Origin of the sequence: Streptomyces sp. NPDC051218 (assembly GCF_044455475.1) — a bacterium.
Classification (GTDB): Bacteria; Actinomycetota; Actinomycetes; order Streptomycetales; family Streptomycetaceae; genus Streptomyces.
In genome coordinates this window covers 774,699-786,234 of the sequence record NZ_JBITEU010000002.1, presented here as the reverse complement: position 1 = coordinate 786,234, position 11,536 = coordinate 774,699, and the positions used below count along the sequence as shown (strand labels likewise).

Genomic DNA, 11,536 nt, shown 5'->3' with positions numbered 1-11,536 from the left:
TCAACTCCCCGAACGGATGCACTCATGCCCATCGACGCCCCACGCCGTCGTCGCTGTGCCGTGGTGGGGCTCGGCGCCCGCGCCCAGCTCTTCACCGAGGCGCTCGCCGGCCCTTACGCGGACCGGATGGAACTGGCCGGTTTCTGCGATGTCAACGCACACCGCATGGCCGTCCACAACGACTGGATCGCGGCCGCCCACCCGGGCCGCCCCGCCGTGCCCGCGTACGCCCCGGACGACTTCGAGGAGATGCTGCGCCGTGAGCGCGTCGACCTCGTCGTGGTCTGCACCGTCGACCACCTCCACGACCACTACATCGTGCGGGCCCTCGAAGCGGGCTGCGACGTGGTCACGGAGAAGCCGATGACCACGACCGCCGAGCGCGCCCGTCGCATCCTCGAAACGCGGCGCCACACGGGCCACGACGTCCGCGTCGCCTTCAACTACCGCTACAACCCGGTGCATTCAGCCGTACGGGAGCTCCTGGCGGACGGCGCGATCGGCGAGGTCGGCTCGGTGCACTTCGAGTGGCTGCTCGACCTGCGGCACGGCGCGGACTACTTCCGCCGCTGGCACCGCGACAAGGCGAACTCCGGTGGCCTGATGGTGCACAAGGCCACCCACCACTTCGACCTGGTCAACTGGTGGCTGGGCGCGCGGCCCGAGACCGTCTACGCGCAAGGCGGACTCTTCTTCTACGGCGACGAGGCGGGCACCCGGCGCGGTCTGGCCCGCGACTACGCCCGCGCGCACGGCTCTCCCGCAGCCGAGAGCGATCCCTTCGCCATCCGTCTGACCGACTCGTCCGCACTCAGTGCCCTGTACCTGGATGCGGAGGCGGAAGACGGCTACCACCGCGACCAGAACGTGTTCGGACCCGGGGTGAGCATCGAGGACGACATGGCGGTCCTGGTGCGTTACTCGTCCGGCGCGACCCTCACGTACCACCTGACGGCCTACGCGCCCTGGGAGGGCTATCGGATCGCCTTCAACGGCAGCGAGGGACGCGTCGAACTCCTGGTGGAGGAATCCACCTGGACGCGCCCCGACGTACGGACCGATGGCGCGAGCCCCGTCCTGCACGGCGCGGCGGTCGGGGACGAGGCGGGCCGCATCCAACTCCTGCTGCGCCGCTTCTGGGAGGAGCCGAGGGAGGTGAAGGTGTCCACCGGTGAGGGCGGGCACGGCGGCGGGGACGTGCGTATGCTGGCCGATCTCTTCGGCGAGCGAGCACCCGGTGTGCCGGACTCCCTGGGCCGCGCGGCGGGCGCCGAGGACGGAGCCCGCTCCCTGGCCACGGGGCTCGCCGCGAACCAGTCCTTCGTCACGGGGCTTCCGGTCGACGTACGGAGACTCATGGAGAGCTGAGACGACGTACGGGCCGGTCCGAGAGGACCGGCCCGTACGCCACCGTCAGGGAACTCAGACGAGGTCGAACCGGTCGAGGTCCATGACCTTGCTCCAGGCCGCGACGAAGTCCTTCACGAACTTCTCCTTCGCGTCATCGCTCGCGTAGACCTCGGCGAGCGCGCGCAGCTCGGAGTTCGAGCCGAAGACCAGGTCGGCGCGGGTGCCGGTCCACTTGACCGCGCCGCTCGCGTCACGGCCCTCGAACGCGTCCTGTGCCTCGGACGTCGACTTCCAGGTCGTGCCCATGTCGAGCAGGTTGACGAAGAAGTCGTTCGACAGAGTGCCCGGCTTGTCCGTGAACACGCCGTGCTTCGAACCGGCGTGGTTGGCGCCGAGGACGCGCAGACCGCCGACCAGGACCGTCAGCTCGGGCGCGCTCAGGGTCAGCAGGTTCGCCTTGTCGAGCAGCAGGTACTCGGCCGGCAGGCGGTTGCCCTTGCCGACGAAGTTGCGGAAGCCGTCGTGGGTCGGCTCCAGCGCGGCGAACGACTCGACGTCCGTCTGCTCCTGCGCGGCGTCGACACGGCCCGGCGTGAACGGCACCTCGACCTGGACACCCGCGTCCTTGGCCGCCTTCTCGACCGCCGCGGAGCCGGCGAGGACGACCAGGTCGGCCAGCGAGACCTTCTTGGCACCGGAGTTGAAGGACGACTGGATGCCCTCGAGCGTACGCAGAACCTGCGCGAGGCTGTCCGGGTTGTTCACCTCCCAGCTGCGCTGCGGCTCCAGGCGGATGCGACCGCCGTTGGCGCCACCGCGCTTGTCGCTGCCGCGGAAGGAGGACGCCGCGGCCCAGGCCGCGGAGACCAGCTGCGCGGTGGTGAGGTCCGAGGCGAGGATCTTCTCCTTGAGCGACGCGATGTCCGAGGCGTCGACCGGCTCGCCTTCGGCCGCCGGCAGCGGGTCCTGCCACAGCAGCACCTCGGAGGGCACCTCCGGGCCGAGGTAGCGCACGATCGGGCCCATGTCACGGTGCGTCAGCTTGTACCAGGCGCGGGCGAACGCGTCCGCGAACTGGTCCGGGTTCTCGTAGAAGCGCCGCGAGATCTGCTCGTAGACCGGGTCGAAGCGCAGCGCCAGGTCGGTGGTGAGCATCTGCGGGCGGTGCTTCTTCGACGTGTCGAAGGCGTCGGGGATGACCGCCTCGGCGTTCGTCGCCACCCACTGGTTCGCACCCGCCGGGCTCTGGGTGAGCTCGTAGTCGTACTCGAAGAGGTGCTTGAAGAAGTCGTGGCCCCACTGCGTGGGCGTGGTGGTCCAGATGACCTCGAGGCCGCTGGTGGTGGCGTCGGGGCCCACGCCGGTGCCGTGGGTGTTCTTCCAGCCGAAGCCCTGCTGCTCCATGAGCGCGGCCTCGGGGTCGTCACCGACGGCCTCGCTCGGTCCCGCGCCGTGGGTCTTGCCGAAGGTGTGGCCGCCCGCGATGAGCGCGACGGTCTCCTCGTCGTTCATCGCCATGCGGCGGAACGTCTCACGGATGTCGCGGGCCGCGGCGACCGGGTCCGGGTTGCCGTTGGGGCCCTCGGGGTTGACGTAGATGAGACCCATCTGGACCGCGCCGAGCGGGTTCTCCAGCTCACGGTCGCCGGTGTAGCGCTCGTCGTCGAGCCAGGTGGTCTCGGGGCCCCAGTACACGTCCTCGTCGGGCTCCCAGACGTCGGCGCGGCCGCCGGCGAAGCCGAAGGTCTTCAGGCCCATCGTCTCCAGGGCAACGTTGCCGGTGAGGACCATGAGGTCGGCCCAGGAGAGGTTCTGGCCGTACTTCTTCTTCACCGGCCACAGGAGCCTGCGGGCCTTGTCGAGGCTGACGTTGTCCGGCCAGCTGTTGAGCGGGGCGAAGCGCTGCTGACCGGCACCCGCGCCGCCGCGGCCGTCGCTGATGCGGTAGGTGCCCGCGCTGTGCCAGGCCATGCGGATCATCAGCGGGCCGTAGTTGCCGAAGTCGGCGGGCCACCAGTCCTGCGAGGTGGTGAGCACCTCCGCGATGTCCCGTTTCACGGCCGGCAGGTCGAGGCTCTTGAACGCCTCGGCGTAGTCGAATTCCTCACCCAGGGGGTTGGCCACCGCCGGGTTCTTGGCGAGGATCTTCAGGTTGAGCCGCTCCGGCCACCACTGACGGTTTCCACCGCCCTGGGTCGGGTGCGGCGCGCGCGTGTGCGCGACCGGGCAGCCGCCAGTCTCTTCCGGCTTCGGGTCGGTGACGATCGCGTCATGGTTCTCAGTCATGGGAATCCTTCCGGACGGGGCGGATCACGGTGCTCAGAAACTGCGTACGGCGCAACGGTCGGGGGCGCCCGGGGACGGCGCGGGCCTCGGCGGCCGGGACGGCCCGCCGGATTGGATTTCCGCGAGCGGGGTACCGGATGCCGGGCCGAGCGGACCCGTCTCCTGAAGTCACGTGCTGTTCCCTGCTGTTGCCCTGTCCCTTGGCCGTCGGCCGGAACTGATCCTACGATGGACCAAGTCCAAGTCAATACGACAGACGGGTCCGTACGAATTCAGGCGTCAGACAAAGCACAGTTAGGCTGGTAAGCATGAGCGATCTTCTGGGACGGCTTCGCGGACGTGGCTGGCGGATGACCGCGCAGCGTCGGGTGGTCGCCGAGGTACTCGACGGCGAACATGTCCACCTGACCGCGGACGAGGTCCTCGCGCGCGCCACCGACCGGCTGCCGGAGATCTCCCGTGCCACGGTCTACAACACCCTCGGCGAGCTGGTCACCCTCGGCGAGGTCATCGAGGTGTCCACCGGCCGCGCGAAGCGGTACGACCCCAACGCCCACCGGCCCCACCAGCACTTGGTGTGCTCGGGCTGCGGCGCCATCCGTGACGTGCACCCCGGCGGCGACCCGCTGGCCGCACTGCCGGACTCCGAGCGGTTCGGCTTCACCGTGTCCGCGGCCGAGGTGACGTACCGGGGCATGTGCCCGGACTGCGCCCGCGGGTGATCGGGGCCCGTGCCAGGTCCACCCGGACTCTCCCGTCACAGGAGGCAGTGCCATGACCGAACCCCACTCTCCCATCCCCCGGTTCCACCTGGCCATGCCGGTCGACGACCTCGCCGCGGCGCGTCTCTTCTACGGTGAGGTGCTCGGCCTGGAGGAGGGCCGCAGCGCGGACACCTGGGTGGACTGGAATCTGCACGGTCACCAGTTCGTCACCCACCTCGCGCCGAAGGGCGCCCAGCGCGTGCACAACCCGGTCGACGGCCACGACGTCCCGGTGCCGCACTTCGGACTGATCCTGCCGGTCCCCGAGTTCCAGAAACTGGCCGAGCGACTGCGCACGGCAGGCATCGAGTTCATCATCGAACCGTACGTACGCTTCGAGGGCGAGAAGGGCGAGCAGCGGACGATGTTCCTGCTGGACCCGGCCGGCAACGCCCTGGAGTTCAAGGCGTTCGCCGACGACTCCCAGGTGTTCGCGGCCTGATCCGCACGCGGCGGCACCCGGCTTCTCCGCCGCGGGCCTACCGGCCGCCCAGCAGGCCGTCCAGCGCGGCGAGGATGAGCCCCGCTGCCATGTGAGCCGGCGCCCGGCCGCCGCGGACCCTGCTGGGGTCCTGTGGATCGTAGGTGACGTCCACGACCGGGTCCTTGCGCCGCGTCAGCACGGTCACCGTCGAATCGTGCGTCACGGTGACGCCCTTGGCCGTCGTGAACCGCAGGACGGGGTTCATGGCCTGCTGCTTGGACGACGTGCGGTACGTGAGGATCTCACCCGGGCACCGTCACACCACGGCGCCGCAGGATCCACGGATCGCGGAGGAAGAACCGCCAGGCCAGCAGCAGCAGTCCGGCGCCACCGGGCGAGAGGAACGCGGCGACCCTCAGCCACGTCGCTTGCTCCGTTGTCTCCACGACCGTGAACAGCACGACGAGCAGCAGCAGATAGCCGCACACCCCTACGCTCACCCGGGAGGCGCGGGTGGTCAGCGAGAGCGGCGCTCCCCCGTGGTGTCGCCGCTGATCAACAGCCGCACCGATGTCACGCCGTCACTCTCCACGGCGCCGACGGCCCGCAGCGGTATCCGTCACGTCGCACGTCCCCGCACCACGCGTCAGGGCGCCATCTCGTACGTCCCGGCCAGTGCTTCGACGCGTCCCCACACCCGTGCGGAGCGCGCGTCGTCGACAACCGGGCGGCGTACCGCGCCAAGGGCCCAGTTCTGCTGTGCCTCGGTGGCGGAGTCCTTGCCGTGCAGTTCGACGGCGTGCGCGGAGAAGTCGCGTACGAGGACGGCGAACAGCTCGTCGAGCACGTCCTCGTCGAGGTTCGTCAGACGCGCCTGCTCCAGGATCAGCTGGCCGTGCACGACGAGCGCGAACAGCTGGCCGACGGCGAGGAGGAGGTCGAGGTCGCGGCTCTGCTCCTCGTCGGGCGCCGCCGTGGTGACGAACTCGCAGAGGGCGTCGGCCTGTTCGCGCAGGCGCGCGACGTTGGGCACGGCGGCGTACGCGTCGTAGGCGGTGCGCCAGTCGTGGAAGCGGATGGCGCCCAGGCCCCGCGCCGGTCCCTGCCGGAAGAGGAAGTCGTCGTCCGCCGTGTCGAGGCGGGTCGGCACGGGCTCGTACGCGGCCGGGTTCAGGAGGTGGTTGCCCATGAACTTGAGGATGAGGGCGAGGTTGACGTGGACCGTGCCCTCCAGCTTGGGCAGGCCTCGGATCTCGACGGCCGCCTGCGCGAAGTAGTTGTCCTTCTCGAAGCCCTTGGCCGCGATGACGTCCCACATCAGGTCGATGACCTTCTCGCCCTCCGTGGTCACCTTCATCTTCGTCATGGGGTTGAAGAGGAGGTAGCGGCGGTCGTCGGGACCGGCGGAGCGGAAGTAGTCGACGGCGCGGTCGCCGAACAGCTTCATCCCGACGAGACGGACGTACGCGTCGGTCAACTCGCGACGCACGTGCGGGAAGGCGGTGACGGGACGGCCGTAGAGGATGCGGTTCTGGGCGTGGGTGACGGCCTCGTACATCGCGTGCTCGCAGATGCCGATCGAGGCGGTGCAGAGGTTGAACTTGCCGACGTTGACGGTGTTGAGCGCGGCGTCGAAGGCGGCGCGGCCGGTGTGCAGCACGTCGTCGGGGCCGACCGGATAGTTCTCCAGGCGGAACTCGCTCACGTACTTGGACGAGTCGACGACGTTCTTCACCAGGTGGTACGCCTCGTGGCGGCTGTCGGCGGCGAAGAAGACGTAGCCGTCGGGGCCCTCGACGTCGGTGCGGCGGCCGAAGACGGAGACGAGACCTGCGGCGTTGCCGTTGCCGATGTAGTACTTGGAGCCGCTGGCCCGGAAGCCGCCGTCGCCGTCGGGTTCGAGGAGCATGTCGGTGGAGTAGATGTCGGCGCCGTGCGTCTTCTCGGACAGGCCGAAGGCGAACACCTCGCCCTGCGCGAGGAGTTCGGCGGCGCGGGCGCGGGCGGTGGCGTTCTCGCTCTGCCAGACCGGGCCGAGGCCGAGGATGGTGACCTGCCACGCGTACCAGTAGTCGAGCCCGTAGAAGCCGAAGATCTCGTTCAGGGCGGCGATCCGGGCGGTGTCCCAGCGCTTGTCCTGCTGCCCCTCCGCGGCGGACGCCGGGGTGAGGAAGGTCGCGAACAGGCCTTCCTTGGCGGAGAACTCGAGGAAGTCCGCCAGCCAGGCGCGGTCGCGGTAGTCCTCGATCAGGCGACGCTTGCCCCGGGCCTCGAACCAGTCGACGGTCGCGCGCAGCAGCCTGCGGGTCTCGGGGTCGAAGTGCTCGGGGTCGTAGGTGCGCGGGTTGAACAGCAGCGGGTCGGCCATGAGTGTTCGCCTTTCCGGCTCGGGAGGTCGGGTGAGGGTGAGCGAGTGCGGGCGCGGAGAGCTTGGGCGGCAGGCGGGTTCAGCCCTGGGGGCCGAGCCGGTGGAGTGTGGCGAGCACGTCGTCGAGCCAGGCGAGCGTCATTCGTTCGTACGCGATGCCGCCGCGCAGCACGACATGCTGCAGCTCCTGCCCGGGGTCGGGCGTGGCGGGCGCTTCGGGTCCGGTGAAGTCACGCAGCTCGCCCGCGAGATAGCGTGCGAGCCGGTCGGCGTGCGCCCGGTGGTGCCGCTCGACCTCGTGGATCAGTGCGACCGGGTCGTCGAAGGCCGCGCCGCGGATCTTCACGGCCAGCTCGTGCCGCACACTCTCGGGTTCGATCGGCTCGTGCAGCCACTGCGAGAGGGCGGTCCGCCCGAGGGCGGCGACGGAGTACTCCTTCTTGTCCGGCCGCGCCTGCTGCGGCACCTCGCGGACGTCGATCCACCCGTCGCTCTCCATGCGCTTGAGAACGCGATAGATCTGCTGGTGGGTGGCGGTCCAGAAGTAGCCGATGGACCGCTCGAACCGCCGGGCGAGTTCATAGCCTGAGCCCGGCTTCTCCAGCAGCGAGACGAGGATCGCGTGCTCTAGCGCCATGCCCCGATCCTGCTATGCAACTCGTTGCATAAACAAGTGGAGCCGCGCTGGTGAGACGCGGCTCACCCGGCTCAGCCCACCCGGCTCAGCCCACCGCGTTCCGCACGAGGGCCGCGATCCTCGCCTCTCCCTCGGTGGTCAGCTCCGTCAGGGCGTACGAGGCCGGCCACATGGCACCGTCGTCAAGGTTCGCCTTGTCGCTGAAGCCGAACGTCGCGTACCTCGCGCCGAACTTCTGTGCGCTCTGGAAGAAGCAGACGACCTTGCCGTCCTTGGCGTAGGAGGGCATTCCGTACCAGAGCTTCGGCGCGAGCTCGGGGACGTTCTCCTTGATCACGGCATGGATCCGCTCGGCCATGACGCGGTCCGACTCCCGCATCTCGGCGATCTTCTCCACCACGGCGGCCTCCTCCTGCGCCACCTTGTCGGCGCGCGATCCGCGGCGCGCGGACGCCTTGAGCTCCTGGGCGCGCGCCTTCATCGCGCCTCGTTCCTCATCCGTGAATCCGTCGAACTTCGCGGTCTTCTGCGTGGTCGTCATGGCGACTTCCTTACGTACGTGAGCGGGTGGGTTGGTCGGTGTTCGGGGGGGGGGGAGCGGCGTGCCCGGGTGCTCAGCCCCACGCGCCGGCGATCTGGCGGGTCGTGGCGTTGAGTCGGTTGAACAGGTTGGTGACGCCGATCATGAGGACGATCGCGGCCAGCTGCTTCTCGTCGAAGTGGGTGGCGGCGGCGTCCCACACCTCGTCGTTCACCGCGTCGCCGCGGTCGGCGAGACGCGTCGCGGCCTCGGCGAGTTCCAGCGCCGCCCGCTCCGGCTCCGTGAAGTACGGAGCCTCGCGCCAGGCGGCGACCACGGCGAGCCGCTCGTCGCTGACGCCCGCCTTGCGGGACGACTTCACGCCACCGTCGACGCAGGCGCTGCAGCCGTTGATCTGGCTCACACGCAGGTGCACGAGCTCCAGGGTCTGCCCCTCCACCCCACCGGAGTGCACGGCCTTGATGAGCGACTGGATGGCCGGCATGGCGTCGGAGAGGACGACGGCGGGGTTCTGCATACGGGACTGCATACGGGACTGCATCTCGGTGTGCTCCTTCTTCGGGGTCGTTCCCCGTTGCCTCGGGGTGTGACTCCATATCAGCGGGAACCCCTCGCCACGACCACGGCGTTGGGACACCGTGGGACAGGTGAAACAGCCTTGAGCAGCGACGACGTGGCCCGGTAAGTTTCTGGCCTCACGGGACACGGGGGGTATCTGGTGGATGAGTCGCGACACACGGCGAAGGCGGACCCGCAGAGCGAGCTGGCGGCCCGGCTGCGCCTGATCCAGGACCTGTCCGGACTCGGCGTACGGGCCCTCGCGCGGGACTCCGGCCTCAGCTCCTCGTCCCTGTCGCGCTACCTCAGCGGCCGGACGGTGCCGCCCTGGCCCTCGGTGGTCGCGCTCTGCCGCCTCGTCAAGCGCGACCCCCGCCCGCTGCGCCCCCTGTGGGAACGCTCCTCCAACCCTCTGCCCGCACCACCGAAGTCCAGCCGCCAGGGCAGGCCCAGGCCCCGCAACGATCTGCCGCGCGACGTACCGGACTTCACCGGACGTGAGACCCAACTCGCCGCCGTGCTGGCCGCGGTGGAGAGCCACCGAGTGGTCGCCGTCGACGGCATGGCGGGAGTCGGCAAGACCTGCCTGGCGATCCACGCGGCGCACCGGCTCGCCGCCGACTACCCCGACGCCCAGCTCTATGTGGACCTGCACGGATTCACCGAGGGCCGGGAACCGCTCGATCCCGACTCCGCGCTGCGGATGCTGCTCGGCGCGCTCGACGTCCCCTCCGAGAAGGTCCCGCGGGAAGGCATCGAGCAACTGGCCGCCTGCTGGCGCTCCGAGCTGGCCGACCGGCGAGTCGTCGTGGTGATCGACAACGCCGCCGACGCCGACCAGGTCCGCCCCCTGCTGCCGGGAGCCGGTCCGTCCGTCGCCCTGATCACCAGCCGGAACCGGCTCATCGGCCTGGACGAGGTACCGCCGGTGTCACTCGACGTGCTGAGCACCCGGGAAAGCGCGGAGCTCCTCGCCCGAGCCAGCGGCGACCCGGCAGGACCCGAGGGCAGGCTCGCCCGCGACCCCGAGTCCGCCGCCGAGGTGCTGCGGCTGTGCGGTCATCTGCCGCTCGCCCTTCGCCTTGCCGCGGCCCGGCTGCGGCACCGGCCGGGCTGGACGGTGGGCATCCTCGTCGAGCGGATGGCCGAGGGCGCGAGCGAGTTCGACACCGCGTTCGCCATGTCCGTACGGCAGTTGGACCGTTCCCAGGCCCGCCTGTTCCGGTTGCTCGGCCTGCTCCCCGGTGGTTCCTTCGACGCGTATCTGGCGGCATCCCTCGCCGACGTGCCGCTGAACAGTGCGCGGGCGATGCTGGAGGACCTGGTCGACGCGCACCTCGTACAGGAGTCGACCGCGGGCCGCTACCGCCTGCACGACCTGGTGCACCAGCACGCGCGCCGGGCCGGCGAGGAGCAGGACTCTTCGGCCGAACGGGAGCAGGCCCTTGCCCGCTTCCTCGACTATTACGTGCACGCGGCCGCTGCCGCCGACGCCGCGATGCCGTTCCTTTCGCCGGGCAGGCCGCCGACCGCGGGAAGGCCGCCTGCCGCGCTGCCGCGGTTCGCGGACAAGAACGCGGCGTTCGCCTGGCTGGTGGCGGAGTACGAGAATCTGGTGGGCGCCTTCGAGACGGCGGCCGCCGTCGGGGCCGACGCGCATGTGTGCGAGCTGCCGCGCTTCTTGCGGGCGTACTTCGCGCGGCGCTGCGGCACGACGCACCTCAACGTCCTCTTCGAGCGGTCGCTGGCCGCTGCCGAGCGCCTCGGCGATCCACTCCAACTGGCCGACGCGCACAGCGATCTGGGCTTCGCCCGCTACAACGCGGGCCGTATGGCGGAGGCCGCCGCCTCGTACGAGGCGGCGCAGCCGCGGGTGTCCCAGGCGGGGGACGTGGGGTCACAAGCCGAACTGACCCTGCGGCGCGGTTACTTGAAGTGGGACGAGGGTCACGTCGAGGAACCGCTCGAACTCTTCAGGCTGGCAGGGAAGTTGTACGAGCAGGCCGGCTGCCCGACCGGGTCGGCCGGTGCGGCCGCGTCGGAAGCCTGGGCGATGCTCCAGCTGGGACACCGCGATGAGGCGGCGCAGCGGGCCCGAGAGGTCCTCGGCATGCCCCACGCCGACCCGGCGTCACCGCCCGCGCTGACGGCGCACCTCACCCTCGGCGTGGCCATCGCTCACGAGGAGCCCGACGAGGCGGCGGAGCACCTGCACCGGGCGTTGGCGCTGGCCCGCGAGGACGGCCACCTCCACAACGAGGCGTGGTGCCTCAACTGCCTGGGTGTCGCACTGCGGCACATGGGCCGCCATGACGAGGCCCTTGCCTGCCACCGGAAGGCGTTCGCGCTGCTCGACGAACTCTTCGAGGAGCACTGGAAGATCCACTTCCTCAATGGCTACGCCGAGACCTGCCGCCTCGCGGGCCTGCCCGACGAGGCCTTGCGCCTGCACCGCCAGGCCCTCGAAATCGCCCCGGCACTGGGATACCGCAACGAGGAAGCGCTGGCCCACGAGGGCATCGCGATCGTTCTCGACACGACGGACCCGGCCGCGGCCGCCGAACACCGCGCGGCGGGCCGGGCCGTCCTTGAGGTGCTCGACTGACGG

The 11,536-nt window shown here is 70.2% G+C and carries 11 protein-coding genes; 4 read left to right on the top strand and 7 right to left on the bottom strand.

Annotated elements, in window-relative coordinates; all coding sequences use genetic code 11:
- Positions 1–24 precede the first annotated feature (24 nt).
- Complete coding sequence (locus tag ACIBCK_RS09960) at positions 25–1,368, top strand: Gfo/Idh/MocA family protein (RefSeq protein ID WP_399388483.1); 1,344 nt, start codon at positions 25–27, stop codon at positions 1,366–1,368.
- Positions 1,369–1,422: 54 nt separating this feature from the next.
- On the opposite strand, the gene katG is transcribed toward ACIBCK_RS09960, so the two are convergent.
- The gene (katG, locus tag ACIBCK_RS09955; protein WP_399388481.1) at positions 1,423–3,636 is read right to left on the bottom strand and encodes a catalase/peroxidase HPI; all 2,214 of its coding nucleotides are present in this window, start codon (positions 3,634–3,636) and stop codon (positions 1,423–1,425) included.
- A 308-nt stretch (positions 3,637–3,944) separates the two neighbouring features.
- Between katG and ACIBCK_RS09950 the strand changes: the two genes are divergently transcribed.
- Together ACIBCK_RS09950 and ACIBCK_RS09945 are read left to right on the top strand one after the other, a co-directional pair.
- Positions 3,945–4,358: a Fur family transcriptional regulator gene (locus ACIBCK_RS09950; RefSeq protein WP_399388479.1), complete on the top strand. Its 414-nt coding sequence runs from the start codon at positions 3,945–3,947 to the stop codon at positions 4,356–4,358.
- A gap of 52 nt (positions 4,359–4,410) precedes the next feature.
- Complete coding sequence (locus tag ACIBCK_RS09945) at positions 4,411–4,842, top strand: VOC family protein (protein WP_367038788.1); 432 nt, start codon at positions 4,411–4,413, stop codon at positions 4,840–4,842.
- A 37-nt stretch (positions 4,843–4,879) separates the two neighbouring features.
- On the opposite strand, the gene ACIBCK_RS09940 is transcribed toward ACIBCK_RS09945, so the two are convergent.
- The 6 genes from ACIBCK_RS09940 to ACIBCK_RS09915 all read right to left on the bottom strand — a co-directional run bounded on the left by ACIBCK_RS09940 (position 4,880) and on the right by ACIBCK_RS09915 (position 8,899).
- Positions 4,880–5,089 (bottom strand): hypothetical protein, encoded by a 210-nt coding sequence (locus ACIBCK_RS09940; protein ID WP_399388477.1) that lies wholly within the window; start codon positions 5,087–5,089, stop codon positions 4,880–4,882.
- A 37-nt stretch (positions 5,090–5,126) separates the two neighbouring features.
- Positions 5,127–5,324 carry a hypothetical protein gene (locus ACIBCK_RS09935; RefSeq protein WP_399388476.1) on the bottom strand — a complete coding sequence of 66 codons (198 nt, stop codon included), beginning with the start codon at positions 5,322–5,324 and terminating at the stop codon, positions 5,127–5,129.
- A 146-nt stretch (positions 5,325–5,470) separates the two neighbouring features.
- Positions 5,471–7,192 (bottom strand): acyl-CoA dehydrogenase family protein, encoded by a 1,722-nt coding sequence (locus ACIBCK_RS09930; RefSeq protein ID WP_399388474.1) that lies wholly within the window; start codon positions 7,190–7,192, stop codon positions 5,471–5,473.
- A gap of 79 nt (positions 7,193–7,271) precedes the next feature.
- Positions 7,272–7,829 carry a PadR family transcriptional regulator gene (locus ACIBCK_RS09925; protein WP_399388472.1) on the bottom strand — a complete coding sequence of 186 codons (558 nt, stop codon included), beginning with the start codon at positions 7,827–7,829 and terminating at the stop codon, positions 7,272–7,274.
- An 85-nt stretch (positions 7,830–7,914) separates the two neighbouring features.
- On the bottom strand, positions 7,915–8,370 hold the full coding sequence (locus tag ACIBCK_RS09920) for an iron chaperone (RefSeq protein ID WP_399388470.1): 456 nt from the start codon (positions 8,368–8,370) through the stop codon (positions 7,915–7,917).
- A gap of 73 nt (positions 8,371–8,443) precedes the next feature.
- Positions 8,444–8,899 carry a carboxymuconolactone decarboxylase family protein gene (locus ACIBCK_RS09915; protein WP_399388911.1) on the bottom strand — a complete coding sequence of 152 codons (456 nt, stop codon included), beginning with the start codon at positions 8,897–8,899 and terminating at the stop codon, positions 8,444–8,446.
- A 189-nt stretch (positions 8,900–9,088) separates the two neighbouring features.
- Here ACIBCK_RS09915 and ACIBCK_RS09910 point away from each other — a divergent pair, with 189 nt between their 5' ends.
- Positions 9,089–11,533 carry a tetratricopeptide repeat protein gene (locus ACIBCK_RS09910; RefSeq protein ID WP_399388468.1) on the top strand — a complete coding sequence of 815 codons (2,445 nt, stop codon included), beginning with the start codon at positions 9,089–9,091 and terminating at the stop codon, positions 11,531–11,533.
- The last annotated feature ends 3 nt before the right edge of the window (positions 11,534–11,536 follow it).

Excerpts from the sequence above, each read along its gene's own strand:
- ACIBCK_RS09960 (WP_399388483.1), top strand. The coding sequence starts at position 25 with ATGCCCATCGACGCCCCACGCCGTCGTCGCTGTGCCGTGGTGGGGCTC.
- ACIBCK_RS09925 (WP_399388472.1), bottom strand. The coding sequence starts at position 7,829 with ATGGCGCTAGAGCACGCGATCCTCGTCTCGCTGCTGGAGAAGCCGGGC.
- ACIBCK_RS09930 (WP_399388474.1), bottom strand. The coding sequence starts at position 7,192 with ATGGCCGACCCGCTGCTGTTCAACCCGCGCACCTACGACCCCGAGCAC.
- ACIBCK_RS09915 (WP_399388911.1), bottom strand. The coding sequence starts at position 8,899 with ATGCAGTCCCGTATGCAGAACCCCGCCGTCGTCCTCTCCGACGCCATG.
- ACIBCK_RS09950 (WP_399388479.1), top strand. The coding sequence starts at position 3,945 with ATGAGCGATCTTCTGGGACGGCTTCGCGGACGTGGCTGGCGGATGACC.
- ACIBCK_RS09920 (WP_399388470.1), bottom strand. The coding sequence starts at position 8,370 with ATGACGACCACGCAGAAGACCGCGAAGTTCGACGGATTCACGGATGAG.
- ACIBCK_RS09940 (WP_399388477.1), bottom strand. The coding sequence starts at position 5,089 with ATGAACCCCGTCCTGCGGTTCACGACGGCCAAGGGCGTCACCGTGACG.
- katG (WP_399388481.1), bottom strand. The coding sequence starts at position 3,636 with ATGACTGAGAACCATGACGCGATCGTCACCGACCCGAAGCCGGAAGAG.
- ACIBCK_RS09945 (WP_367038788.1), top strand. The coding sequence starts at position 4,411 with ATGACCGAACCCCACTCTCCCATCCCCCGGTTCCACCTGGCCATGCCG.